The sequence below is a fragment of the Micromonospora sp. NPDC048894 genome, from assembly GCF_040649765.1.
GTDB lineage: Bacteria > Actinomycetota > Actinomycetes > Mycobacteriales > Micromonosporaceae > Micromonospora > Micromonospora antibiotica.
In genome coordinates this window covers 216942-242476 of sequence record NZ_JBEZFY010000005.1, presented here as the reverse complement: position 1 = coordinate 242476, position 25535 = coordinate 216942, and the positions used below count along the sequence as shown (strand labels likewise).

Genomic DNA, 25535 nt, shown 5'->3' with positions numbered 1-25535 from the left:
CCGACCGGGCCGGCGGTGGCGGCCCGGCAGAGCGACGAGATCCTCCGGAGCGCGCGATGAGATTCGAGATCAGCAAGGTGCTGGACGCCATCGAGGGGCGGGTCTGCACCGATCCGTCCCTGGCCCGAGCGGTGCTGGACCTGGCCGAGGTGATCCGCTACCAGGATCTCGACGGCGGGCGTCCGGCCAGCCTGCTGCGGCTCGGCATGGTGATCGACGCGCTCTCCCGCGAGCTGGCCGAGGACAGCGTCCCGGTCTACGCGATCGTGCACCGGGCGCTGCTCTCCGACGCCGACCTCACCTCCAACGAGCGGATGGTGGTCCGCCGGTGGGCCGACGACGGCCTGGTCGAGGTGCTCGACAACCCGGGTGACCGGATGCTGGAGGTGGCCGACCTGCTCGGTCTGCCGGTGGTCAGCCGGATCCGCTTCGACGGGCTGCGCGGCCGGTTCCCCTGGCTGGTGGAACAGCCGGGGCGGGTGGTCGCCCCGGTGCCCGGTGCCGGCGGCCCGGCCTTCGTCGCGCACGTCGGCGGCGGGCACACCCCGGTCGAGGGGGACCGTTCCCCGGTCGGTGGGCAGTTGCTGGCCCGACAGTGGCGGTGCCCGGAACCGGGCTGCGCGCTCTTCGGCGGCGGTGGGGGCGGCGGGGCGTTCGCCGACCTGGCCCGGGTGGACCGTGCCCCGGCCGGCCAGCCGCCGCCGGCCCTGCGGCAGGGTGTGCCGACCTGCCCCCGGCACGGTGCCCGGCTCTCCGACGCCGGGCCGCGCCCGCGCAGCGAGGTGCTGGCGATCCGGATCGGTGGCCTGATCCGTCGCCGCTTCGTCCTCACCGAGGACCAGCCGGTGACGGTCGGCCGGGCGCCCGAGGAGCCCGGTGGCGTGATGCTCGGCCAGTGGCTCAACGACGAGACGCGACGGTGGATCAGCCGGGCACACGTCCGGTTCGAGCTGCGGGTCGGCGAGGTGATCGTCACCGACGTGAGCACCAACGGCTCCGGCATCCGGCCGAACGGCTCGATGGCCGAGGCGGAGCGGGTCCCGCTGGCACCGAAGCAGTCCCGGGTGCTCGGCGGCGCGGACATGGTGGAGCTGTACCCGGGGGTGCAGGTCGGTCGGGCCCGGGAACTGCCCACGGGCGCGGCGTTCACCCCGACCTCGGTGATGGCCGAGGCACCCACCATGGCGATGCGGCTGCCCCGCAACTGACCGGTGGTCGCCCTGACCGGCCGGTCGCGCAGACCGGCCGGTCGTCGGCTCACATGCCCCGGCGGGCCGCCACGGTGACCGGCGGGCCGCCACGGCAAGGTGTGCCGCCACGGCGGGCGTCGACCCGACACCCGCCGTGGGTACGCGGCTCAGCCGGCCAGCACCGCGGCGAGCTGCGCCACCGCGTGGTCGATCTCGTCGGCGGTGATCACCAGCGGTGGGGCCAGCCGGATCGTCGAGCCGTGGGTGTCCTTGGCGAGCACGCCCCGCTCCATCAGCCGCTCACACGCCTGCCGGCCGGTCATCAGCGTCGGGTCGATGTCCACCCCGGCCCACAGCCCACGCACCCGTACCGCCACCAGACCCTTGCCGAGCAGCCCCTCCAGCCCGGCCCGCAGCCGTTCGCCCAGCTCGGTGGAGCGGCGCTGGAAGTCGCCGGTGGCCAGCAGCCGGACCACCTCGGTGGCGACCGCGCAGGCGAGCGGGTTGCCGCCGAAGGTCGAGCCGTGCTGGCCCGGCTTGAGCACCCCGAGCACGTCCGCGTTCCCGGCCACCGCGGAGACCGGCACGATGCCGCCGCCGAGCGCCTTGCCCAGCAGGTACAGGTCCGGCACGACACCCTCGTGCTCGCAGGCGAAGGTACGCCCGGTGCGACCCAGACCGGACTGGATCTCGTCGGCGACGAACAGCACGTTGCGGTCGGTACAGACCCGGCGTACGCCCGGCAGGTAACCGTCCGGCGGCAGCACCACGCCCTGCTCGCCCTGGATCGGCTCCAGCAGCACCGCCACGGTGTTCTCGTCGATCGCCGCCTCCAACGCCGCCAGGTCGCCGTAGGGCACCACCGTGAACCCGGGCGTGTACGGCCCGAAGTCGGCGCGGGCGTCGTCGTCGGTGGAGAAACTGACGATGGTGGTGGTCCGGCCGTGGAAGTTCCCGTCGGCCACGATGATGTTGGCCTGCCCCGGGGTGACCCCCTTGACCTGGTAGCCCCACTTGCGGGCCACCTTGATGCCGGTCTCCACCGCCTCGGCGCCGGTGTTCATCGGCAGCACCAGGTCCTTGCCGCAGAGCGCGGCCAGCTCCCGGCAGAAGTCGGCGAACTGGTCGTGGATGAACGCCCGGCTGGTGAGGGTGAGCCGGTCGAGCTGCTCGTGGGCGGCCCGGATCAGGGTGGGGTGCCGGTGGCCGAAGTTCAGCGCCGAATAGCCGGCCAGGCAGTCCAGGTAGCGACGGCCGTCCACGTCGGTGAGCCAGGCGCCCTCGGCGGAGGAGATCACCACCGGCAGCGGGTGGTAGTTGTGCGCGGTGTACCGCTCCGCGTCCCGGACGGCGGACGGGGTCCGCAGCATGTCCTCGATCACTGGCTCGCCTTTCCCTGACGGAGTCGCAACGTGCAGCACTTCGGTCCGCCGCCGGCCTTGCGCAGCTCGGACAGGTCGACACCGATGGTCTGGTAACCCCGGTCGCGCAGCTTGGCGGCCAGCCCGGTGGCCTGGGCGGGCAGCACCACGTGCCGGCCGTCGCCGACCGCGTTGAGGCCGAGCACCTCGGCGTCGGCCATGGTGGCGTGGACGGCGTCCGGGAAGAGCCGGCGCAGCACCGCCCGGCTGCCGGGGGAGAACGCCTCCGGCAGGTACGCCACGGTCCGCTCGTCGAGCACGGTCAGCGCGGTGTCCAGGTGGTAGAAGCGCGGGTCGACCAGTTGCAGGGTGACCACCGGGTGACCGAAGACCTCCTGCAACTGGGCGTGTGAGGCGTGCGCGGTACGGAACCCGGTGCCGGCGAGCAGGTGGTCGCCGACCAGCAGCACGTCCCCCTCGCCCTCGTTGACGTGCTTCGGGTCGTACACCTCGAAGCCGGCGGCCTCGAACCAGGCCCGGTAGGCGGGGGCCTCGTCGGCGCGCTGCGGGTCGCGGAACTGCACCGCCATCGCCCGGTCCCCGATGACCGTGCCACCGTTGGCGGCGAAGACCATGTCGGGCAGGCCGGCGACCGGGTCGATCAGCTCGACGGTGTGGCCGAGGTCGAGGTAGGTGCGGCGCAGCTGCTCCCACTGCCGGATCGCCAGCGCGGTGTCGACCGGTGCGGTCGGGTCCATCCACGGGTTGATGGCGTAGTCGACGGCGAAGTACGTCGGCCGGCACATCAGGAAGCGCTGGCTGGTGGCGTCCATCGTCATTGTCCTGCTCCTGGGGTCGGGCGCGCCCGGCCTCCGTGGCCCACGGGCTGGCGCCGTGGCTCAACGGTATGTGCCCCGGGGGTGCGGCAACCACCGCCGAGACTTGCGTACGGCAGCGGTTCGTTGCGTGTGATCCGACCGCGACGGCGATCCGTTGCGTGGCAGCGCGCAGCGAAGGGGCCGTCACCCCGGCGGGAGTGACGGCCCCTGTGCGCATCGGTGGCGGCGAACCGCTGCCCCCGAACGAGTGGGTGCCCGGCTGGTGAACCACCAGACTGGTCGGGCGGTGCCGGCGAACCGGCTGGTCCAACGTCGCCGGCGAACCGCCGGCGAGATCAAATGTGCCCTCAGAACCGGTCCACAAACTGTGAGTCAAGCCACTCCCGGAACCGGGCCACCCAGTCGCCGTCGGTGGTCGGCCAGTCGAACTGGCCGGTGAAGGCGAGCACGCCCAGCACCACCGCGGCCAGGCCGACCAACACGCCGACCAGCGCGTCCGTCGTGCCGGCCACGTGTCGACGGCGGGTCGCGATCAGGCCCAGCACCGAGAACACCGCGCCGAGCGCGCCGAGCGCGATGCCGTACCCGGCCAGGGGACCGGTGAGCACGAACGCCGCGCCCACCACCGACACGATCAGGCCGAGGGTGGCGAGCAGGCTCGTCCTCGGCTTCGGACCGGCCACCACCGGCGGCTCCGGGCGGACCTCGTCGGCGGTCACCCGGTCCCGGTCGGTGCTCCGGGTGGGGACGCCGGCCGGTGCGGCGGGTGCCGTCCGGTCGTCGGGCGTCGTCCGGTCCCGGTCGGTCGGGCGGTCCGCGTCCACTGGGCGCGGCGCGGTGCGTACCGGGCCGGCGTCGGCGACCCGGATCGGGTCGGTCGGCGTCCGGGGCTCCTCGTCGACCGTGCCGGGTCGGGCGGCGGCGCTGCGGCTGCCGTCGACGGCGCTGCGGGCGGTCGCCGCCCGCGCCAGCGCGCCGCGCTCCGCCGCCCGCCGCTCCGCATCCGGGTCGGACCCGCCCGCGTCGACGCGGCCGTCGACGCCACGCCGGGTGGCGTCCGCACGCTCGGCGCTGCGTCGCGCCACGTCGGCGTCGCGCTCACCGTCGGTGGCCAGCGACCCGCTGCGGTACGTCGCCCGCTCGGCGTCCCGGTCCGTCACCACCGGCTGGTCGTCGCGCGCGTCGACCACCCCGTCACCGTTGCTGTCCTGCGCCGTACGACGACGCAGGAGCGAAGGAACGTTCACCACCACACCTCCTTGTCGATGCGTGGAGCCCTCGGAAGGGTCGGTGGCCGCCACGCGGGAACGACCTGGATGTACCCCGCACGTCCATCGACCACACTCCACCGCGCCGGACCGGCCGCCCGGACCGTGTCGTGCCGGACCAGACCGGTCCGGGCCGTGCCGAGCCGCCCGGACCGTGTCGTGCCGGGCCCTGTCGGGCTGGGCTGGGGCCGTGCCGTGCTGGGCTGGGGCGGTGCCGGCCGGGACGGTGCGGGCTGGGGCGGGCACCGGCGTCGGTGGGGTCCGGTCGCCTGACTACCCTTGGTGCCCGTGCCAGAGGGACACACCATCCACCGGCTGGCGGCCCGGCACGCCGAGCTGTTCGCCGGCGACAAGGTCACCGCCGGCAGCCCGCAGGGCCGCTTCGCCGACGGTGCCGCCCTGATCTCCGGCACCGTCCTGCACGGCACCGAGGCGTACGGCAAGCACCTGCTGCACCACCACGCCGACGAGCGCACCCTGCACGTCCACCTGGGCCTGTACGGCAGGTTCACCGACGGCGACGGCGAGCCGCCCGTACCGGTGGGGCAGGTCCGGTTGCGGCTGGCCAGCGACCGGCACTGGCTCGACCTGCGCGGACCCGCCGCCTGTGAACTGCTCACCCCGCCCGAGGTGGCGGCGTTGCGCGGCCGGCTCGGCCCGGACCCGCTGCGCGCCGACGCCGACCCCGACCGGGCGTACGCCCGGATCGGCCGCAGCCCGACCCCGCTGGCCGCGCTGCTGCTCGACCAGTCGGTGGTGGCCGGTACCGGGCTGATCTTCGTGACCGAGGCGCTGTTCCGGGCCGGCCTGCGGCCGACGCTGCCCGGCCGGCAGCTCACCCCGGCCGGCTGGGCGGCGCTCTGGGCCGACCTGGTGGCGCTGATGACCCTGGCGGTGACGCGCGGCCGGATCGACACCGTCCGCGACGCCCACCTGCCCGAGGCGATGGGCCGCCCCGCCCGGGTCGACCGGCACGGCGGCGAGGTGTACGTCTACCGCCGCGACGGCGCCCCGTGTCACGTCTGCGGCGGCCCGGTCAGTCGGGGCGGGCTGGCCGGCCGCAACCTCTACTGGTGCCCCACCTGTCAACCCTGAGCACGGGCGACGCCTACGTGCCGTCGACCAGCCAGCGGGCCACCTCGACCTGGTTGGTGAAGACCGTGTCGCCGTCCAGGCTCCAGGCGAGGCAGTGCGCGATGGTCCAGCCGACCACCCGGTCCCGGTCGAGGCCGAGCGCGCCGGTGACCCGGTCGAGCCGACGCCGTACCGCCTCGGGGGAGTGCCCCAGCTCGACGCCGCGCACGATCGGCACCACCGCGAACTCCCGCTCGCCCAGCAGCGGCTTCGGGTCGATCACCAGCCACGGCTCGCGGGTGGCCCGCAGCACGTTGCCGGCGTGCAGGTCCTGGTTGACCAGCACCTGCTCGCCCTGGCTGTCGACCAGCCGGTCGAGCTGGTCGAGCGCTGCGTCGACCAGCCGCCGCTCGTAGGGCCGGCCGGCCCGGTCCCACTTCTCCGGCAGCCGGTGCCGCCAGCCGGTCGCCTCCTCGGCGAGCGGGATGAACGGCCCGGCCACCCGCCGCCACAGCCGGGGCAGCAGGCCGGCCACCACGTCCACCGCCTCGTCGGCGGGCAGTTCGTGCAGCGGTGAGCCGGGCCGGCACCGCTCCACCAGCAGCGCCCGCCGCTGCGGGTCGTGGGCGAGCAGCCGGACCGCCGCCTCGCCGTCCCAGTGCGCCAACGCGTCGGCCTCGTGCCGGCTGTCCGGGTCCGGGTACTGCAACTTCAGCACCGCCGGGGTGCCGTCGGGCAGGTCGGCGGGCATCGCCAGCGAGGCGAACGCGTACGGGAAGGGCGGCCCGAGCCGCAGCGACCACTGTCGCGCGCACTCGTCCCGCCACCGGGCCAGCGTGGCCAGCCACTCCCGCCCCTCCGGCGTCTGCCGCACCCACGACAACCCCGCCGGAATCTCCATCGGCCCATTGTGCGGATCGGGGAGAGTTGTTGCTGCCCTGGCGACAACAACTCTCCCCAAAGCGCGCGACGACCGGGTGCGCCGGGCGGCAGGCGGTGAGGCGGGTGGGGCTGGTCAGGGGCGCCAGCCGGCGGCGGTCAGCGCCGCGCGCAGTTGGGCCGCCACCTCGTCGGGGCGGTGGCGGACGTCGAAGGCGGTGAACCGCAGGATCCGGTCCCCGGAGATCCACACCCCGTTCTGCCGGCGCAGGTCCGCCGCCCAGTGCCGGACGTCCATGTGGTGTGCCCCGTCGACCTCGACGTGCAGCCCCCACTGCCGCCAGTAGGCGTCCAGGTAGCGGGTCCGCCCGTCGGCGTCGAGTCGCCGTTGCTGCAACTCGGGCCGGGGTAGCCCGTACCGGCGACAGAGCCGGACCAGGTCTATCTCGGACAGCGCCTCCGCCCCGCCGGCCAGGTCGCCGATGGTCTGCCGGATCAGGGTCGACCGACGCAGGCGCGGCAACCGGCGGGCCACCGCGTCGAGTTCACCCGGGGTCACCCGCCGTTGCTGGCAGCCGGCCGCCAGCACCGCCTGCGCGTCGTCGTCGCTGCGCATCCACTGCGCGGCGTCGAGCAGCGAGCGGGCCATCGTGGTGCGGTCCGGTCGCCCCCGCTGCCGGTCCTCGTCCCCGAGGTGCCGGGTCCGCCGTACCCGCACCGCAGGCATCCCGAGCGGCAGCCGGCGCAGCAGGTCGGGGGCCTGCCGTTGGTACGGGATCAGCACGTCCACCGCCTCGTGCCGCCAGCGTCCGCGCAGGCCCCCCGCCTGCGCCGCCGCGAGACCGGCCAGGACGGCGTCGGCACCGGCGGCGAGCACCGCCACCCAGCGTGCCTGGTCGACGGTCACCGGGCCGCCGCCGACCCGCAGGATGCCCCGGCACACCCGCTCCCAGCGGCCGGTGGCCAGCAGGTGGCGGACCCGGGAAGGGGTGAGTTCGGCGGTGGCCTGTGCCCAGCTCACCACCCCGGCCTGCGTGAAGATCAACCAGTCGAGGGCGGCATCGTCGTCGCCAGGCATCCGCATGCGCCGAGCAGACCATGCTTTGTGGAGAGTTGTTGTCGCCGGGGCGACAACAACTCTCCACAAAGGGACGCGTGCCGACGCACCGTGACGCGATGGTGCGGCGTGCGGCGCACGGTGGAGCGGTACGGCGCGCCTTGCGCGGCGGTGCGGCGCAGAGCGGGGCGGGGCAGGGTGGCGCGGGGTGGTCGGTGGGGGTGGGCGGGAGGCGGCGGGTCAGCGGTCGAGGGCGTCGACGGCCTTGCGGGCGGCGATCAGCACCGGGTCCCAGACCGGCGCGTACGGCGGGGCGTAGCCGAGGTCGAGGGCGGTCATCTCGTCCACCGTCATCTCGTTCCACAGCGCCACGGCCAGCGCGTCGATCCGCTTCGCCGCCTCGGAACGGCCGACGATCTGTGCGCCGAGCAGCCGACCGGTGGGCCGTTCGGCGATCAGCTTGACCGTCATCGCCTGGGCCCCCGGGTAGTAGCCGGCCCGGTTCGTCGACTCGGCGATCACCGAGACGAACTCGAACCCGGCCGCCGTGGCGTCCCGCTCCCGCAGCCCGGTACGCCCCACCTCCAGGTCGCACACCTTCGTCACGGCGGTGCCGATCACCCCGGGGAAGGTGGCGTACCCGCCGCCGATGTTGATCCCGGCGACCCGGCCCTGCTTGTTGGCGTGGGTGCCGAGCGGGATGTGCACCGACAGGCCGGTGACCCGGTGCAGGGTCTCCACGCAGTCGCCGGCCGCCCAGACGCCGGGCACCCCGGCGACCCGCATCCGGCGGTCGACGCGGACCCCGCCGGTCTGGCCGAGCGGGAGACCGGCGGCGGCGGCGAGCGCGGTGTTGGGGCGTACGCCCAGGCCGAGGACCACGACGTCGGCCGGCACCGGGCCGGCGGAGGTGACCACCGCGGACACCCGGCCGTCGCGCTGCTCGACCCCGCTGACCGTGACACCGGTACGGATCTCGACGCCCAGCCCGCGCATCGCGTCGGCGACCAGGCCGGCCATGTCCTCGTCGACGGTGGCCATCGGTTGCTCGCCCCGCTCGACCAGGGTGACGGCGAGCCCGCGTTGGATCAGCGCCTCGGCCATCTCCACCCCGATGTAGCCGCCGCCGACCACCACCGCCCGGGTCGGCGTCGGGTCGGCGTCCAGCCAGGCCCGCAGCGCCGCCGCGTCGTCCAGGGTCTGGATGCCGAAGATTCCGTCGACGTCGTCGTCCGCCCAGTCGGGCAGGTTCGGGACGGAGCCGGTGGCGTACATCAGGGTGTCGAACGGTTCCCGGACCTCGCCGCCGTCGTCGAGCCGGCGGGCGGTGACCTCCCGACGGTCGAGGTCGATGCCGGTGACCTCGGTACGCAGCCGTACGTCGATGGCGAAGTCGTCGCGGAAGGTGGCCGGGTCGCGGGCGATCAACGCGTCCCGCTCCTGCACCAGCCCGCTGATCCAGTACGGGATGCCGCACGCCGAGTACGACGTGAAGTGTCCCCGCTCGAACGCCACGATCTCCAGGTCGTCGGCGTCCCGGCGGCGGCGGGCCTGGGAGGCCGCCGCCATCCCGGCGGCGTCCCCACCGACGACGATCAGCCGCTCCGTCACGACGCCCAGTCTTCCACGCGCCGGCCGCCCCTGGACCGCCCTGCCGCACGTCGCCCCGCCGCACGCCACCCGTCGACCTGCCGGCCACCGTCAGGCCGGCGGCTGGTGGGCCGGCCACCGTCAGGTCGGCCGCCGTCGGACCGGCCACCCGTGGGTCGGCGGCCGGTGGGACGCCGCTCAGGCGCGGGCCGGTCAGCCACGGGTCTGCCGGGCGACCTCGGTGACCACGTCCTCCAGCCGGCCCGACCGGGCGAACACGGCCCGCTGCCGGGCCGCCCCGGTGCCGTGCCGGCGCAGCGTGGCCAGCAGCTCGGTGACCTCGGCCAGGTCGTCGTGCGCCTCCAGGGCCGGGCGGACCCGCTCGACGAGCCGGTCGACCAGTTCCCAGGCCGGGCGCAGCTCACCGTTGGTCAGGTCGACGCAGTCGCCCTCCAACCCGTCGTGGGCGGCCCGCCAGTGCGCGGCCACCAGCAGGTGGTGGTCGGTGTTCACCGGCGGGCGGCCCGCCGCCACGTCGTCCATGGCGGTGGCGACCAGCGCCCGGACCAGCCCCGCCACCAGCACCGCGTCGTCGACCGACGGGCAGACGTCACCGATGCGGACCTCCACCGTCGGGTACTTCGCCGACAGCCGGGCGTACCAGTAGAGCATCCCCTCGTCGAGCATCACCCCGCTGGCGATCAACTGCCGGATCAGCCGCTCGTAGTGCTCGTACGACTCCAGGTAGGGGGTGGGCGCGACCGACGGCCAGCGTTCCCACTCGACGGAACGCCAGCTCGCGTAGCCGGTGTCGACCCCCTCGGAGAAGGGCGAGTTGGTGGTCATCGCGTGCAGCACCGGCAGCCACGGCCGGATGTGGTTGAGCACCTGCACACCGGTGTCCGGGTCCGGGACACCCACGTGCACGTGCATGCCGTTGTTGCCGGGGCCGGGCACCAGCAGCCGGAACCGGTCGATCATCCGGTCGAAGCGGGGCTTGTCCACCACCGGCGGCACCGGTCCCGCCACCGGGCCGGTGCCGATGGCCAGCACCCGGACGCCGGCCCGCTCGGCGGCGTCGGCCAACGCGCCGCGCAGCACACCCAGCGAGTGCCGGATCGAACTCAGCTCCAACCCGGGTGGGCTGCCGATCTCGATCTGGCTGGTCTGGAACTCCCGCTCCACCTGCCCGCGCAGTTCGGCCGGCACCTGCGCCATGACCAGGTCGACGGCGGGCACCGCGGCACCGGTGTGCGGATCGACCAGGAGGAACTCCTCCTCCACGCCCACCGTGAGCCGGTCGGGCCCGGTCCGCTCCGGAGCCACCGCCCCGGCCGCCACCCCACTGGTCATCGCCATCACCGTCCGTCCCGTCCCGCCGCGGCGGGTTCGCCACGGTGCTGTCCGGCCCATTACCCGCAGTGTCCGGCGGAGAAAACGCGACACGGCGAGCCATCGCCCCGGATGCTTACCATGACCCGGTCCCGCCGACCGGTGCCGTGCCGCACCCCCGCCCCGACCTGGAGCGGGTCGGGGCGGGAACGTGAGGGAGGTCAGGTGACCCCGACGACGGTGCCCCAGTCGGCGCCCCCGACCCCGGCGCGGCGGCCCGGCCACCCGCCCCGGCCGGCCGGGCGGGACTGGCGGCGGCAGGTGCCCCGGATGTTCGCGGCGCTGCTGTGGTTCATCGCCGCGATCTGCGCGCTGGCGGCGGTGAGCAGCGCGGCCAACGCCGAGTTCCAGCCGGTCCGGACCACCATCGACACGCTGCTGGTGCCGGCACCGGCCAACCTGGCGTACGCGGTGTTCCTCGGCACCCTCGCCGCGGCGGTGCTGCGCCGCAAGCGGCTGGCGTACTGGGTGCTGGTCGTCTACTTCATCCTCAGCCTGGTCGTCGGGGTGCTGACCGGCCTGGTGCTGGTGACCGTCGGCGCGGACCAGCTCACCGACGACGCCGGCCGGCAGCTGTTCACCCTGATCGACGCCGTCGGTGTCTGGGTGGGCATCGGGTTCGCCGCCGCCGCCCTGACCCTGCTGCTGACCGCCCGGCGGGAGTTCTACGCCCGGGTCCGCAGCGGCAGCACCCGCCGCGCCCTCGGGGTGTTCTTCGGCCTCGCCGCGGCTGCCGTCGGGCTCGGTTACCTGCTGCTCACCGCCGTGCCCGGCAGCCTGCGCAGCTTGCTGGACCGGGTCGGGTACGCCATCGAGAAGGTCTTCGGCGGGGCCATCACGCTGGACGTCACCCGGCAGGGCCAGGCCCCCGGCTGGGTCAACCTGCTGCTCGGCGGGATGGGCGCGGTCGCCTTCCTGGCCGGCCTGTTCACCCTGCTGCGTTCCCAGCGCGCCGCCGCCGTGCTGCACCCCGACGAGGAGCAGCGGATCCGGGAACTGCTGGCCCGCTACGGCGACCGGGACTCGCTCGGCTACTTCGCCACCCGACGGGACAAGGCGGCGATCTTCTCGGCCAGCGGGAAGGCGGCGCTGACCTACCGGGTGGTCAACGGGGTGAGCCTGGCCAGCGGCGACCCGGTGGGTGACCCGGAGGCGTGGGGTCCGGCCATCACCGCCTGGCTGGACCAGGCCCGGGAGTACGCCTGGACCCCGGCGGTGATGGGGGCCAGCGAGGCCGGCGCGCGGGCCTACCACCGGCACGGGTTGAAGGTGCTGCAACTGGGCGACGAGGCGATCCTGCTGGCCCGGGAGTTCGACCTGGGCGGGCGGGACATGCGTCCGGTCCGGCAGGCGGTGCACCGGGTCGAGCGGGCCGGTCACACCGCGCTGGTCCGCCGGCACCACGAGATCCCGCCGGACGAGCTGGCCGACCTCGCCGCCCTGGCCACCCGCTGGCGGGACACCGAGCACGAGCGCGGCTTCTCGATGGCGCTGGGCCGGCTCGGTGACCCGGCCGACGGTGACTGCGTGCTGGTGGAGGCCCGCGACGGCACCGGCCGGGTGCGGGCGCTGCTGTCGTTGAGCCCGTGGGGCACCGACGGCCTGTCGCTGGACCTGATGCGTCGGGACCGCACCGCCGAGAACGGGGTCACCGAGTTCATGGTGGCCGCGCTGCTCGGTGCGGCCCCCCGGCTGGGTGTCGAGCGGGTGTCGTTGAACTTCGCCGTGTTCCGGTCGGTCTTCGAGCAGGGCGCCCGGATCGGCGCCGGCCCGGTGATCCGGCTGTGGCGGCGTACGCTGCTGTTCTTCTCCCGCTGGTGGCAGTTGGAGTCGCTGTACCTGTCCAACGCCAAGTACCAGCCGCACTGGACGCCCCGCTACCTGTGCTTCGGCGAGCGGCGGGAGTTGGCCCGGGTGGGGTTGGCCGCCGCTGTCGCGGAGGGCTTCGTGGCGTTGCCCGGCGGCCGGCCGTCCCCGCTGTACGGGGCACCCCCGGCCGGTGGCGGGGTGGGGTTCGTGCCGCCGGACGCGGCCACGGTGCACGCGGTCAGCCCCGAACCGGCCCGCGAGCAGCAGCCCGAGCAGGTGCGGGTCCGGCGGGCGAAGCTGGACCGGCTACGGGCGCAGGGCGTCGAGGCGTACCCGGTGGGGTGGCCGCGTACCGACGGGTGTGCGGCGGTGCGGGCGCGGCACGCCGGGCTGGCCCCGGACACCGGCACCGGGGAGACCGTGTCGGTGGCCGGGCGGGTGCTGCTGGTCCGTGACCACGGTCGGATCTGCTTCGTCACCATCCGTGACGGCAGTGGCGACCTGCAACTGGTGCTGGAGAAGGAGCTGCCCCGGTGGCGGGCCACCGTCGACATCGGCGACCACGTCGGCGCGACCGGCGAGGTGTACGCCACCCGGCGCGGCGAGGTGTCGGTCCGGGTGGCCGACTGGCAGCTCACCGCCAAGTGCCTGCGCCCGCTGCCCGACAAGCACCACGGCCTGGCCGACCCGGAGGCGCGGGTCCGCCGCCGCTACCTGGACCTGGCGACCAGCCCGCAGGCCCGGGACCTGCTGCGCGCCCGCAGCGCCACCCTGACCAGCCTGCGGCGGACCCTGGTGTCGCGGGACTTCCTGGAGGTGGAGACGCCGATCCTGCAACGGGTGCACGGCGGAGCCAACGCCCGCCCGTTCGTCACCCACAGCAACGCCTACGACCTGCGGTTGACCCTGCGGATCGCCCCGGAGCTTTACCTCAAGCGGCTCGCCGTGGGCGGCGTCGAGCGGGTGTACGAGCTGGGCCGGGTGTTCCGCAACGAGGGTGTCGACTTCAGCCACAACCCGGAGTTCACCGTGCTGGAGGCGTACCAGGCGTACGCCGACTACCACGACATGCGGGAGCTGGCCCGGGAGCTGATCGTCGCGGCGGCGGTGGCGGTGCACGGGGCTCCACTGGCCCGTCGACCGGGCACCGGTGAGCTGGTCGACATCGGCGGGCCGTGGCCGGTGCACACGGTGCACGGGGCGGTCTCCGCCGCGCTGGGCGAGGAGGTGACCGTCGACACCGACGTCGCCACCCTGCGCCGGCTCGCCGACACGGCTCAGGTGCCGTACGACCCGGGGTGGGAGCGCGCCGAACTGCTGCTGGAGCTGTACGAGCGACTGGTCGAGGCGCGTACCGACGTGCCCACGTTCTACCTGGACTTCCCGACCGACATGTCGCCGTTGACCCGGCAGCACCGGTCCGATCCCCGGTTGGCCGAGCGGTGGGACCTGGTGGCGTTCGGGATGGAGTTGGGCACCGCGTACTCGGAGCTGGTCGACCCGACCGAGCAGCGGCGACGGCTGACCGCCCAGTCGCTGAAGGCGGCCGGTGGTGACCCGGAGGCGATGGAGCTGGACGAGGACTTCCTCACCGCCCTGGAGTACGCGATGCCGCCGACCGGTGGCCTGGGGTTGGGCGTGGACCGGTTGGTGATGTTGCTGACCGGCCGGTCCATCCGGGAGACCCTGCCGTTCCCGATGGTCCGCGAGTCCTCGTGAACCACCCCCACCGTGACCCGGACCCGGGGGCCCGTGCGGGCGGCGGGCACCGGATCGCCCGGACGGGGGCGGCGGTGGCGCTGGTGGTGGCGGCGGTCTGTTACGCCTCCTGGTTGCTCGCCCCGGTGCTCAACCCGGGGCTGCGGCCGGTGCAGAGTTACCTGAGTGAGCTGGCCGCCCGGGACCAGCCGTACCACCTGGTCTTCCAGCTCGGCGACGTGACGACCGGGCTGTGCGCGACGGCGGCCGGGTTGCTGCTGGCCCGGGTGGTCCGGGAGGTGCCCCGACCGGCCTGGTGGGGGCTGCTGGTGTTCGGTGTCGCCACCGCCGTCGACGGCGGGTACACCTCGATGGACTGCGCCCCCTCGATCGACGACCGCTGCGCCCGGCTGGAGGAGGCGGGCGAGTTGTCCTGGCGGCACCAGGCCCACACGGTCACCTCGTCGGTGGCGGTGGCCGGCGCGCTGCTCGGCCTGGTGGCGGTCCTCGCCGTGCTGCGTGGTCCGGTCCGCCGCCGGGCCGGGCTGGTGGTGGCGGTGGTGCTGGCGGTCGGCACGGTCGGCACGCTGGTCGCCACCCTGCACCCCGAGTGGGGGTTGGGCCTGTGGCAGCGGGTCCAGCTCACCGGCCTGTCCGGCTGGCTGCTGCTCACCGCCGCCGTCGCCCGCTGGGGCCCCGGCCCGGAGCGCCCCCGGTGACCGGCCCGGCCACCGACGACCCGGCGGCGCGCGCCGGCGGACCGGGGGTGCTGCTCTGCCCGGGGATGGGGGAGGGGGCGGCGACCTGGGACCGGCTGGTGCCGCCGCTGACCGCCGCCGGGTACCTGGTGCGCCGGCTGGACCGGCCGGACGACACCCGGGTGCCCACCCTCACCGCCGAACTGGCCCGCGTGGACGCGGCGGTGACCGGGCTGGACCGGCCGGTGCTGGTGGCGCACTCGGCGGCGGCGCTGCCCGCCGAGGCGTACGCCCGACGGCATCCGGGGCGGCTCGCCGGGCTGGTGCTGGTGGACCCGAGCCTGGTGGACCCGGACGGGGCCGCCCGGTGGCGGCGGTGGTCGGCGTGGACGGCCGGCACGGTGGCGGCCGGGGCACCGGTGCTGGCCGGGGCGCTCGACCGGTCCGGTCTGGCCCGCCGGTACGGCCCGGGGGCGTGGCGTCGGGCGGTGCGCCCGATGAGCGTCCGCCCGCCCGACCCGACCGCTGCGGCGGCGTACGGCGGCGGATCGGTGCTGGTCGGGGCGCTGGTGCAGTGGCTGGCGTACCCGGCGGTGGCGGCGGAACTGGTGGCGTTGCGGGCGGTGACGGCGGCACCGACGCTGCCGGTGCGGGTGTTGACCGCGCTCGGCGACGTGCCCACCCCGGCCGGTCGGGCGGCGTGGCGGGCCGGACACGCCGCGCTGGCGGCGAGCTTCCCCGCCGGCCGGCAGGAGGTGTTGCGGGACGCCCGGCATCTGCTGCACGTGGACCGGCCGGAGACGGTGGTCGAGGCCGTCGCGGCCCTCCGACGTGACAGCGGGTCCTAGGCTGGCGGGCGTGTCGGGGCTGCGGGTGGTGACGGGTCTGTGGGCGTACGCGCTCGTCGGGCTGACCCTGCTCGCGGACCGGCCGGGTGACCTGCTCGCCGGTGCGGCGGTGGTGGCCGCGTTGCTGCTCGTCGTCCTGCTGGCGACCCGTCCCCGACCGACGGTCGGCCCCGGCACGGGGCGACGGCGGGCGGTCGGGTTACGCGACCGGGCCCGGCGTCGACGCGTACCCCGGCAGGTCGATCCGGACGCGGCGGGCCGACCCCGCCCCCGGGCACCCGGGGGTTCCCTCCCGGTCGGGTGGTCCCCGGTCGCGGGCTGATCCCGCGCGCCGCCGACCCCGACCGGTTCCGTCGTCATCCGTCCCACGGTGAACTGCCGACCGCCCTGACGGGCGGCCGGTCGACGTCCCGTGCGGACCTCCGGAATCGGACCGAGGGGTTCCCCCATGCTCGCCTTCTCACCTGTGCACGACGCGGCTGCCGCCGCGGGTTCCGTCGTCGGCTGGCTCGCCGGGCTGCTGACACCGCTGGCCGGCGGGGCCGCCACCGCCGCCGCCATCGTGCTGTTCACCATCGCCGTCAGGCTGTTGATCTCACCGCTCACCGTCGCCCAGGTCCGCGCGGAGCGGCGTCGCGCGGCCCTCGCCCCGCAGTTGCGCCAGCTCCAGCAGCGGTACGCGGACGACCCGGCGACGTTGCAGTCGGAGGTGTTCGCGCTCTACCGCCGGGCCGGGGCGTCGCCGGTGGCGGGGTGCCTGCCGGCGCTGCTCCAGGCTCCGTTCTTCCTGGTCATGTACCGCCTGTTCGGCACCGGTGACGGTGCGGTCGGGCTGCTCGACGCGCGGCTGGCCGGGGTGCCGCTGGGCTGGCACCTGGGCGATGGGCTGACCCTGTCGGTGCTGCTGGTGTTCGGGGTGCTGCTGGCGACCCTGGCCGGCCTGGCCACGGTGCTGTCCCGGCGGGCCCGGCGGACGGCGGCGTCGGCCGCCGTGCCGACGGACCAGCCGGGGGCGGCGTTGCTGGCCCGGGTGCTGCCGCTGCTGCCGTACGGGACGGTGTTGCTGGCGTTGGTGGTGCCGTTGGCGGCGGTGCTCTACCTGGTCACCACCACCGGGTGGACGGTGGCGGAACACGTGCTGCTGCGTCGGCCGCAACCGGTGCCGGCCGGAGCCATCGACGAGCGTTGACAAATGGTGGGACGGGAGCGTAGAAAACCGCTCAGAGAGCGCTCTCTTTGCTCCCGTCCCCCAGAGAGGCATCCCGATGAACGCTGTCCCGGCGGCTCCGGTCGCCCCCACCGCCCCGCGCCGGCCCCGCCACCGGCTCGCCCTGGCGGTCACGCTCGCCGCTGCCACCGCGCTGACCGGCGTCTCGGTCGCCGCCCAGGCCGCCGTCCCGTCGCCGCCGTCGGGGTGGAGCCTGATGTGGAGCGACGACTTCACCGGTGGGGCCGGCACCCTGCCGTCCTCGGCCAACTGGATCGTCGACACCGGCACCAGCTACCCGGGCGGCCCGGCCAGCTGGGGCACCGGCGAGATCCAGACGTACACCGGCAGCACCGCCAACCTGGCCCACGACGGGTCCGGCAACCTGCGGATCACCCCGCTGCGCGACTCCGCCGGCCGGTGGACCTCGGCCCGGATCGAGACCGTGCGCACCGACTTCAAGCCCCCGTCGGGCGGGGTGCTGGCGATCGAGGGGCGAATCCAGATGCCCAACGTCACCGGCGCCCAGGCGGCCGGCTACTGGCCGGCGTTCTGGGCGCTCGGCGCACCCTACCGGGGCAACTACCAGAACTGGCCGGGCATCGGCGAGATCGACGTGATGGAGAACGTCAACGGGCTCAACCAGGTCTGGGGCGCGCTGCACTGCGGGGTGGCCCCCGGCGGCCCGTGCAACGAGTTCAGCGGGCTGGGCGCGACCCGGGTCTGCCCCGGCAGCGCCTGTCAGGCGGCCTTCCACACCTACCGCACCGAGTGGGACACCTCGGTCAGCCCGCAGCAGCTGCGCTGGTACGTCGACGGGCAGCTGTTCCACACCGTCACCCAGACCCAGGTCGGGGCCAGCTACTGGGCGCAGATGACCGGCCACGGCGGTTACTTCCTGCTGCTCAACGTGGCGATGGGCGGCTCCTTCCCGGACGGGGTGGCCGGTGCCGTCACGCCGACCGGCTCCACCGTCTCCGGTCGGCCGATGCTGGTCGACTACGTCGCGGTCTACCGCCGGGGCGGTGGCTCCACCCCGACGCCCACCCCCACCACGCCGGCCCCGACCACCCCGCCGCCGTCGGGCACCGTGGACGCCTACTCGACGATCCAGGCCGAGGCGTTCTCCGGGCAGAACGGGGTGGCCGTCGAGACCTGTGCCGAGGGCGGGCAGAACATCGCCGCGCTGCGCAACGGTGACTGGGCCCGCTACGACAACGTGGACTTCGGCAGCAGTGGCCCGCGCGACTTCCTGGCCCGGGTGGCCTCCGGCGCGGCGGGCGGGGTGAGCGGCCTGGTCGAGGTGCGGGTGGACAGCCCGACCGCCACCCCGATCGGCAGCTTCGCCCTGGCCAACACCGGCGGCTGGCAGAGCTGGCGGTCGGTGCCGGGCAACGTGTCGGCGGTGACCGGGCGGCACACCGTCTACCTCACCTTCAGCAGCGGCCAGCCGGCCGACTTCGTCAACGTCAACTGGTTCACCTTCCGCCGCTGACCGGGCGGTGCGGGGTCCGCGCCGGGGTGGCGCGGACCCCGCACCCATGCGCCGGGCCGGCCCGCGACCCGGCGACCGCCCACGCCGGTGTGGTCGGGTCGGGGCGGCGGGGAGTGGGCGGCCGGAAAGGGCTCTGGACATTAACAGTTAAGAGTCTTAATAATGAGCGCGGACGTGGACGATCGTGGATCGGTTCATCGTCGTCCCGGCGGTCCCACCCCCGGACCGCGCCCACCGGACCGCGCACGCGGCCCGGTCGCACCCCCGCCCCCGACCCGCTCCGGTCCACTGGAGGCCACCCGTGAGACTCCGCTCCCCCCGCGCGGCAACCCTCGCCGTCGCGCTCGCCGCCGCCCTGGTCACCGGCACGCTCGTGGCCCCGCCGGCCGCGTCCGCCGCCACCGCCGCCTTCGTCCGCACCGCCAGCTGGGGCAGCGGGTACGAGGCCAAATTCACCGTCACCAACGACACCTCGACCGCGATCAGCTCGTGGACCGTCGCGTTCGACCTGCCCTCGGGCAGCACCGTCGGGTCGTTCTGGGACGCCCGGCTGAGCAGCTCCGGCCAGCGCGTCACCGCCCTCAACCAGAGCTGGAACGGCAGCCTCGCGCCGGGCGCCAGCACCACCTTCGGCTTCGTCGTCGCCGGCACCGGCGACCCGACCAACTGCACCGTCAACGGCGGGGCCTGCACCGGCGGCGGCCCCGGCAACCCGACCGGCCCGGCCACCCCGGGCGGGCTGCGGGTCACCGGCACCACCGCGTCCGCGGCCACGCTGGCCTGGAACGCCGTCTCCGGCACGGTCACCGGCTACCGGATCTACGAGGGCGGCACGGTGAAGGCCACCGTCACCGGCACCTCGACCACCGTCTCCGGGCTGGCCGCCTGCTCCACCCACAGCTGGACCGTCACGGCCTACAACGCGGCCGGTGAGTCGGCGAAGTCGGCCCCGGTGTCGGCCACCACCACCGGCTGCACCGGCGGCAGCGGCACGATGGCCGCCGCCCCCTACCTCTACCCCGGCTGGGGTGACCCGCCCGCACCGGCCACCGTGATGGGAGCGACCGGGGTGAAGTGGTTCACCATCGCGTTCGTGCTCTCCGGCGGTGGCTGCACCCCCGCCTGGGACGGCTCCGGGCCGCTCACCGGGGGCGCGCACGCCAACACCATCGCCGCGATCCGGGCGGCCGGCGGCGACGTCATCCCGTCCTTCGGCGGCTGGAGCGGCAACAAGCTCGGCCCGAACTGCGCGTCGGCCAGCGCCCTCGCCGGGGCGTACCAGCAGGTGATCAACGCGTACGGGTTGAAGGCGATCGACATCGACATCGAGAACAGCGACGAGTTCGAGAACGAGGTGGTGCAGGACCGCATCCTCGGCGCCCTGAAGATCGTCAAGCAGAACAACCCGGGGATCAGGACGATCGTCACCTTCGGCACCTCGACCACCGGGCCGTCGTACTACGGCACCCGGCTGGTCAACCAGGCCGCCGCGCTCGGCGCGAACATCGACACCTTCACGATCATGCCGTTCGACTTCGGCGGCGGGGCGAACATGTACCAGAACACCGTCAACGCCGCCGAGGGGCTGAAGACCACGCTGAAGTCGGCGTTCGGCTGGTCCGACGCCACCGCGTACGCGCACATGGGCATCAGCGGCATGAACGGCCTGTCCGACCAGCGGGAGCTGACCTCGCCGGCCACCTGGACGCAGATCCGGGACTGGGCCAAGGCACGGGGGCTGTCCCGGTTCACCTTCTGGTCGGTCAACCGCGACCGCGCCTGCCCGGACGGGGGAGTGGTCGCCAACTGCTCCGGCATCGCCCAGAACCTCTGGGAGTTCACCTCGATCACCGCGAGGTTCTGAACACCACCGCCCGGTGGGGCCGGCCGGTCCGACGGTCCGGCTCCACCGGCGGGGCGGCTGCTCGGCCGGGCGGTCCTCATGCCCGGCCGTTGCCTACTGGCCGTACCTCTCACCCCGCCCTCGCAGCCCTTCGGGCGGGGTGAACCCCGTCGGGCGGCGCGGTGGTCCGGTCAGTGGTCGGCGGACACCGACCGTCGGTCACCCCGGTCGCGGCGGGAGCGGATCTTCTTGCCCGCCCAGCTCACGATCATGACGGCGAAGACCGCGAAGATGGCGTAGTTGAACCAGTCGCTGTACTTCTCCACGTCCTGCCAACGCGAGCCCAGCGTGTAACCGAGGCCGACCACCAGCGCGTTCCACACCCCGCTGCCCAGGGTGGTGAGCAGCACGAACTCGCCCATCGGCATCCGGTTCGCGCCGGCCGGGACGGAGACCAGGCTGCGCACCACCGGCACCAGCCGGCCGATCAGCACCGCCCACCGGCCGTGCCGCTCGAACCAGCGGTCGGCCTTCTCCAGGTCCTCCCGGTCGACCAGCGGGATGCGGTCCAGCCAGTGCTTGAGCCGTTCCTCGCCGATCGCCGCGCCGAGCCAGTAGAGCACCAGCGCGCCGACCAGCGAACCGACCGTCGCGGCGAGGACGATCACCACCAGGCTGAACCGGCCCTCGGCGGCTAGGTAGCCGGCCATCGCCAGCACGATCTCGCTCGGGATCGGCGGGATGATGCTCTCCAACGCCACCAGGAAGGCGACGCCGACCGCGCCGAGGGAGTCGATGACGCCCGCCACCCATCCGGTCAGCCCGGTGAACTTGTTCGGGTCGACGTTCTCGGCGAGAGCCATGGGCGTCCTTCCAGCGGGCCGGCGGGATCGGACAGTGGTACCCAGCCGGCCACCACTTACACCTTGCGGTGAGGGGGCCCACCCGCCGAACCCCACCGGTGCCCGGTCGCGCCGTCCGACCCACGCCACCAGGAGACCGGTCGCAGCCGGTCGTGCCGCCAGGAGACCGGCGGTCGCAGCCGGTTGAGCCGGGGCTCAGTCTCAGGGGTGCAGTCCCCGGTCCGCCGGACCCTGTCGCCAGCCGGTGAACCGGACGGTCAGCCCGCCCCGGGTGGGCGCACAGCAGAACGGCCCGGCCAGTGCCACCGCGTCCGGGGCGAGCGGGGCGAGCCGCACCAGCCGCCACGGCTCGTCGGCGGCCCGCGCCCGGACCGTCAGCGCGTCGCCGCTGCGGCTGGCCCGCACGGTCACCTCCCGGCCCTGCCAGTCCGGCACCGGGGCCACCGACCAGTCGGAGAACTCCCGGGTCACCACCGCGCCGACCTGCGGCAGTCCGTCGCTGACCTCCACCCCGGCCTTGATCCAGTTCCGCTCGTCCACCCGCACCAGCACCCCGGCCTGGTCGAACTGGGCGGTGTAGTCGAGCAGGAAGTCCACCTCGACCGCGCCGTCGGCCGGCAGCGGGGCGAGCAACGCCGGCCCGTCGTCGTGGACGAAGCCGTAGCTGGTGTGCCGCCACAGGTCGCTGTTGGCGGCCGGCTCCACCAGCAGCGCGCCGTCGCCGGCCCGGTCCACCCGTACCGGTGGGTGCAGCCACCGGCCCTCGTCCCAGTCGACCGTCCGGGAGCCGTCCATCGGATGCGCAGCCATGCCCGGACCGTACCCCGCACCGGCCCGTCCGGGTCGGCGCGGTGGCCACCGACGGACGATGGAACGGGCCTCGCGTTTGCGGCGTCGAGCGATCGGAGACATTAGGCCGGCATGGGTGACAGGTGGTATTCCGAGGCCGTCGTCTACTGCCTCGACGTCGACACGTACGCGGACTCCGACGGTGACGGGGTCGGTGACTTCCGGGGCCTCATCGGCCGGCTCGACTACCTGGCGCGGCTGGGGGTGACCTGCCTCTGGCTCAACCCGATCCACCCCTCGCCCAACCAGGACGACGGCTACGACGCGACCGACTTCTACAACGTCGACCCGCGCCTGGGGACCCTCGGCGACTTCGCCGAGCTGCTGCACCAGGCGCAGAACCGGGGCATCCGGGTCATCATCGACCTGGTGGTCAACCACACCTCCGACCAGCACCCGTGGTTCCAGTCCGCCAGGTCCTCGCCCGACTCGCCGTACCGTGACTGGTACGTCTGGGCCGACCACGAGCCGGCGGACCGGCACCAGGGCATGGTGTTCCCGGGCGAGCAGCACGAGACGTGGAGCTACGACCGGACCGCCAAGGCGTGGTTCTACCACCGCTTCTACAAGTTCCAGCCGGATCTCAACATCGAGAACCCGAAGGTCCGCGCCGAGATCAAGAAGATCATCTCGTTCTGGCTCCAGCTCGGCGTCTCCGGGTTCCGGATGGACGCCGTGCCGTTCATCATCGAGCAGACCGAACCGGGCAACCCGGACGCGCCCAAGGACTTCGACTTTCTCACCGACCTGCGCCAGCACGTGCAGTGGCGGCGCGGTGACGCGGTGCTGCTGGCCGAGGCGAACGTGGAGCCCGACCAGCTGCCGGTCTACTTCGGCGACGGTGGCGGCTCGGGCAACCGCATCCACATGCTCTTCGACTTCATGCTCAACGGCCGGCTCATGCTGGCCCTCGCCCGGGAGGACCCGGAGGCGATCATCGACGCGCTGCGCGACACCCCGAAGCTGCCCACCGGCGGCCAGTGGGCCACCTTCCTGCGCAACCACGACGAGATCGACCTGTCCCGGCTCACCGCCGACCAGCGCAACGACGTGCTGGCGAAGTTCGGCCCGGACGAGAACATGCAGCTCTACGGCCGGGGCATCCGGCGGCGGCTCGCCCCGATGCTCGGCAACGACCGCCGGCACATCGAGCTGGCGTACGCGCTCCAGTTCTCGTTGCGCGGCACGCCGGTGCTGCGCTACGGCGAGGAGATCGGGATGGGGGAGAACCTTGCGCTGGACGGGCGGGACGCGATCCGTACCCCGATGCAGTGGTCGTACAAGGAGAACGGTGGTTTCTCCACGGCGGACCCGGAGAAGCTGATCCGCCCGGTGATCGACCAGGGTGACTTCGGCTACCAGCAGGTCAACGTCACCGCCCAACGGGGCGACTCGACGTCCCTGCTGGCCTGGTTCGAGCGGATGATCCGGACCCTGCGGGAGGCCCCGGAGATCGGTTCCGGCTCGACCTCGCACATCGACGTGCCGATGCCGGCCGGGGTGCTCGCGCACCGCGCCGACGGTCCGACCGGCACCATGGTCTTCCTGCACAACCTCGGTACCGAGGACGTGGAGGTGGATCTGAGCACCCTGGCCGCCGAGGCGGACCTGCCGATCGACGTCCTGACCGACCGGGGTTACGGCGACGTCGGCAAGCTGGACAGCCTGAAGCTGGGCGGGCACGGCTACCGCTGGATCCGGCTCTGCCGTTCCACCACCTACTGACCGTCACCCCCCGTCGACGTCCCGGCCCGGCCGGGACGTCGACGGGGGGCGGGGCGGGTAGGCTCCTCCGATCGAGCCAGAAGTTACCGGGAGGTAGTCATGTCGGAGGAGTCCCGCGTCGCCATCGTCACCGGAGCCGCGCGCGGCATCGGCGCGGCCACCGCCCGGCGGCTGGCCGCCGACGGCATGGCCGTCGCCGTGGTCGACATCGACGAGGCGGCGACCGGGCCGACCGTGGACGCGATCACCGCCGCCGGTGGCCGGGCCGTCGGTGTCGGCGCGGACGTCGCCGACCGGGACCAGGTGGAGGCCGCCGTCGAGCGGGTCGCCACCGAGTTGGGCGGGCCGACGGTGCTGGTCAACAACGCCGGGGTGCTGCGGGACAACCTGCTGTTCAAGATGACCGACGCCGACTGGGACACCGTGCTGGGGGTGCACCTGCGCGGCGCGTTCCTGTTCAGCCAGGCCGCCCAGCGGCACATGGTCGAGCAGAAGTACGGCCGGATCGTCAACCTGTCCAGTACCTCGGCGCTGGGCAACCGGGGCCAGGCCAACTACGCGGCGGCCAAGGCCGGCCTCCAGGGTTTCACCAAGACCCTCGCCATCGAGCTGGGGCCGTTCGGGGTGACGGTCAACGCGGTCGCCCCCGGCTTCATCGTCACCGACATGACCGCCGCCACCGCCGCCCGGATGAAGGTCGACTTCGACGACCTGCAGAAGCACGCCGCCGCCGAGATCCCGGTCCGTCGACCCGGCCGCCCCGAGGACGTCGCGCACACCATCTCGTTCCTGGTCAGCGAGGGCGCGTCCTTCGTCTCCGGGCAGGTCATCTACGTCGCGGGCGGCCCGAAGGACTGACCGGGCCGGGGCGTCCGGCCCTGGGCCGGCGTCAGCCGTCGGAGCCGGCGTCAGGACCCGGGGCCGGCGTCAGGACCCGGACCCGGACCCGGGGCCGGGGCCGGGGCCGGCGTCAGGAGTCGGCGGCGGTGCGGGTGCGGGTGCTCCAGAGCCAGAGCAGCCCCAACACCGGCAGCACCAGCGGGATGTAGCCGTAGCCGCTGCCGAAGCCGGACCAGACCGTCTCGTCGGGGAAGAGTTCGGCGTCGACCAGGCTGAGCACGCCGACGCCGACCACCCCGACCAGCTCCACCGAGCAGCAGGCCAGCGCGACCCGTCGGCCGGCGTGCCCGGCGCGGGCCAGCCCGACCGCCGCCACGATGTAGATCAGCGCGGCCACCGCCGAGAGCAGGTACGCCACCGGCGCCTCGTCGAACTTCGTGGCGATCTGGAGTGCGGCCCGGGAGGTGGCGGCGATGGCGAACAGAATGTAGACGGCGATCAGCAGCCGTCCCGGCCCCGCGTTGGTGGCGCGCGCCGACGCCCGGGTGTCAACCACCGACGACCTCCCAGGTCTGCTGGAGCCGGACCACGACCACCGGCAGGACCAGGCAGACCGCGCAGACGATCGCCGACCCCCACCGGGTCGGCTCCATCCTGGCCAGCACCCAGGCCAGCGGGGGCAGGCAGACCAACGTCACCAGATATCCGAAGAACGCGCCGGGTTCGCCGGCCCGGTCCCCGCCGACGACCGCGACCAGGGCAAGGGTGGTCAGCGCGAGCAGCGCCACCTCCAGCAGGCCCAGGCCGACGGACTGCACGAGGTCCGGCGGCCGGTGCCGGACCGCCGCCACCAGGCTCCACAGCGCGAGTACGAGCGACAGCACGATCGTCGCCGTGGCGAGGACCCCGTCCACCGGCGAGCCGGCCGACGCCGCGGCGGTCATCGCGGCCCTCCGATGGGTGTCTCGGTCACCGGCACAGCCTACTAACCAGCGTAGTAATCGCTGTCG

General features: G+C 74.1%; 22 protein-coding genes. 11 read left to right on the top strand and 11 right to left on the bottom strand.

Features of this window, described 5'->3' with window-relative positions; all coding sequences use genetic code 11:
* Positions 1 to 56: 56 nt before the first annotated feature.
* Entirely contained in the window at positions 57 to 1208 is a 1152-nt protein-coding gene (locus AB0C22_RS13210; protein ID WP_219464486.1) for an FHA domain-containing protein, read from the top strand.
* Positions 1209 to 1357: 149 nt separating this feature from the next.
* On the opposite strand, the gene rocD is transcribed toward AB0C22_RS13210, so the two are convergent.
* From rocD to AB0C22_RS13195, 3 genes are all read right to left on the bottom strand, one after another.
* Positions 1358 to 2572, bottom strand: a complete 1215-nt coding sequence (gene rocD, locus AB0C22_RS13205; protein ID WP_357535051.1) for an ornithine--oxo-acid transaminase — start codon at positions 2570 to 2572, stop codon at positions 1358 to 1360.
* Positions 2569 to 3384, bottom strand: a complete 816-nt coding sequence (ddaH, locus tag AB0C22_RS13200; RefSeq protein WP_208568495.1) for a dimethylargininase — start codon at positions 3382 to 3384, stop codon at positions 2569 to 2571. Before ddaH ends, rocD begins: the two co-directional genes overlap by 4 nt.
* A gap of 353 nt (positions 3385 to 3737) precedes the next feature.
* A complete protein-coding gene (locus AB0C22_RS13195; protein ID WP_357535049.1) occupies positions 3738 to 4637 on the bottom strand; it encodes a thrombospondin in 900 nt (299 codons plus the stop codon).
* 309 nt (positions 4638 to 4946) lie between these two features.
* Here AB0C22_RS13195 and AB0C22_RS13190 point away from each other — a divergent pair, with 309 nt between their 5' ends.
* Positions 4947 to 5753, top strand: coding sequence for a DNA-formamidopyrimidine glycosylase family protein (locus AB0C22_RS13190; RefSeq protein ID WP_357535047.1), 807 nt, complete (start codon positions 4947 to 4949; stop codon positions 5751 to 5753).
* Positions 5754 to 5766: 13 nt separating this feature from the next.
* Here the strand turns inward: AB0C22_RS13190 and AB0C22_RS13185 are convergent, their stop codons facing one another.
* From AB0C22_RS13185 to AB0C22_RS13170, 4 genes are all read right to left on the bottom strand, one after another.
* On the bottom strand, positions 5767 to 6633 hold the full coding sequence (locus AB0C22_RS13185) for an aminoglycoside phosphotransferase family protein (RefSeq protein WP_357535045.1): 867 nt from the start codon (positions 6631 to 6633) through the stop codon (positions 5767 to 5769).
* Between the two features lie 114 nt (positions 6634 to 6747).
* The gene (locus AB0C22_RS13180; RefSeq protein WP_357535043.1) at positions 6748 to 7695 is read right to left on the bottom strand and encodes a hypothetical protein; all 948 of its coding nucleotides are present in this window, start codon (positions 7693 to 7695) and stop codon (positions 6748 to 6750) included.
* A gap of 213 nt (positions 7696 to 7908) precedes the next feature.
* On the bottom strand, positions 7909 to 9279 hold the full coding sequence (locus tag AB0C22_RS13175; protein ID WP_357535041.1) for an FAD-dependent oxidoreductase: 1371 nt from the start codon (positions 9277 to 9279) through the stop codon (positions 7909 to 7911).
* Positions 9280 to 9471: 192 nt separating this feature from the next.
* Positions 9472 to 10611: a glutamate--cysteine ligase gene (locus AB0C22_RS13170; RefSeq protein ID WP_357535039.1), complete on the bottom strand. Its 1140-nt coding sequence runs from the start codon at positions 10609 to 10611 to the stop codon at positions 9472 to 9474.
* A gap of 204 nt (positions 10612 to 10815) precedes the next feature.
* On the opposite strand from AB0C22_RS13170, the gene lysX reads away from it, so the two are divergent.
* The 7 genes from lysX (at position 10816) to AB0C22_RS13135 (ending at position 20269) form a co-directional block, all read left to right on the top strand.
* A complete protein-coding gene (gene lysX / locus AB0C22_RS13165) occupies positions 10816 to 14178 on the top strand; it encodes a bifunctional lysylphosphatidylglycerol synthetase/lysine--tRNA ligase LysX (protein ID WP_357535037.1) in 3363 nt (1120 codons plus the stop codon).
* Positions 14175 to 14876, top strand: coding sequence for a DUF998 domain-containing protein (locus tag AB0C22_RS13160; RefSeq protein WP_357535035.1), 702 nt, complete (start codon positions 14175 to 14177; stop codon positions 14874 to 14876). Before lysX ends, AB0C22_RS13160 begins: the two co-directional genes overlap by 4 nt.
* Entirely contained in the window at positions 14873 to 15703 is an 831-nt protein-coding gene (locus AB0C22_RS13155) for an alpha/beta hydrolase (protein WP_357535033.1), read from the top strand. Before AB0C22_RS13160 ends, AB0C22_RS13155 begins: the two co-directional genes overlap by 4 nt.
* A gap of 10 nt (positions 15704 to 15713) precedes the next feature.
* Entirely contained in the window at positions 15714 to 16025 is a 312-nt protein-coding gene (locus tag AB0C22_RS13150) for a DUF6412 domain-containing protein (RefSeq protein WP_357535031.1), read from the top strand.
* Positions 16026 to 16151: 126 nt separating this feature from the next.
* On the top strand, positions 16152 to 16892 hold the full coding sequence (yidC, locus tag AB0C22_RS13145; RefSeq protein WP_357535029.1) for a membrane protein insertase YidC: 741 nt from the start codon (positions 16152 to 16154) through the stop codon (positions 16890 to 16892).
* Positions 16893 to 16968: 76 nt separating this feature from the next.
* Positions 16969 to 18405: a carbohydrate-binding protein gene (locus tag AB0C22_RS13140; protein WP_357535027.1), complete on the top strand. Its 1437-nt coding sequence runs from the start codon at positions 16969 to 16971 to the stop codon at positions 18403 to 18405.
* Positions 18406 to 18706: 301 nt separating this feature from the next.
* Complete coding sequence (locus AB0C22_RS13135; RefSeq protein WP_357535025.1) at positions 18707 to 20269, top strand: cellulose binding domain-containing protein; 1563 nt, start codon at positions 18707 to 18709, stop codon at positions 20267 to 20269.
* Positions 20270 to 20439: 170 nt separating this feature from the next.
* Here the strand turns inward: AB0C22_RS13135 and AB0C22_RS13130 are convergent, their stop codons facing one another.
* On the bottom strand, positions 20440 to 21111 hold the full coding sequence (locus AB0C22_RS13130; protein WP_357535023.1) for a DedA family protein: 672 nt from the start codon (positions 21109 to 21111) through the stop codon (positions 20440 to 20442).
* Between the two features lie 201 nt (positions 21112 to 21312).
* Positions 21313 to 21921: a DUF1349 domain-containing protein gene (locus tag AB0C22_RS13125; RefSeq protein WP_357535021.1), complete on the bottom strand. Its 609-nt coding sequence runs from the start codon at positions 21919 to 21921 to the stop codon at positions 21313 to 21315.
* Positions 21922 to 22032: 111 nt separating this feature from the next.
* On the opposite strand from AB0C22_RS13125, the gene AB0C22_RS13120 reads away from it, so the two are divergent.
* The gene (locus tag AB0C22_RS13120) at positions 22033 to 23685 is read left to right on the top strand and encodes an alpha-amylase family protein (RefSeq protein ID WP_357535019.1); all 1653 of its coding nucleotides are present in this window, start codon (positions 22033 to 22035) and stop codon (positions 23683 to 23685) included.
* Positions 23686 to 23784: 99 nt separating this feature from the next.
* Complete coding sequence (fabG, locus tag AB0C22_RS13115) at positions 23785 to 24543, top strand: 3-oxoacyl-ACP reductase FabG (RefSeq protein ID WP_219464467.1); 759 nt, start codon at positions 23785 to 23787, stop codon at positions 24541 to 24543.
* 112 nt (positions 24544 to 24655) lie between these two features.
* Here the strand turns inward: fabG and AB0C22_RS13110 are convergent, their stop codons facing one another.
* Positions 24656 to 25081, bottom strand: coding sequence for a hypothetical protein (locus AB0C22_RS13110; RefSeq protein ID WP_208568378.1), 426 nt, complete (start codon positions 25079 to 25081; stop codon positions 24656 to 24658).
* Positions 25074 to 25469 (bottom strand): hypothetical protein, encoded by a 396-nt coding sequence (locus AB0C22_RS13105; protein WP_219464465.1) that lies wholly within the window; start codon positions 25467 to 25469, stop codon positions 25074 to 25076. The genes AB0C22_RS13110 and AB0C22_RS13105 overlap by 8 nt, the downstream gene beginning before the upstream one ends.
* Positions 25470 to 25535 lie beyond the last annotated feature (66 nt).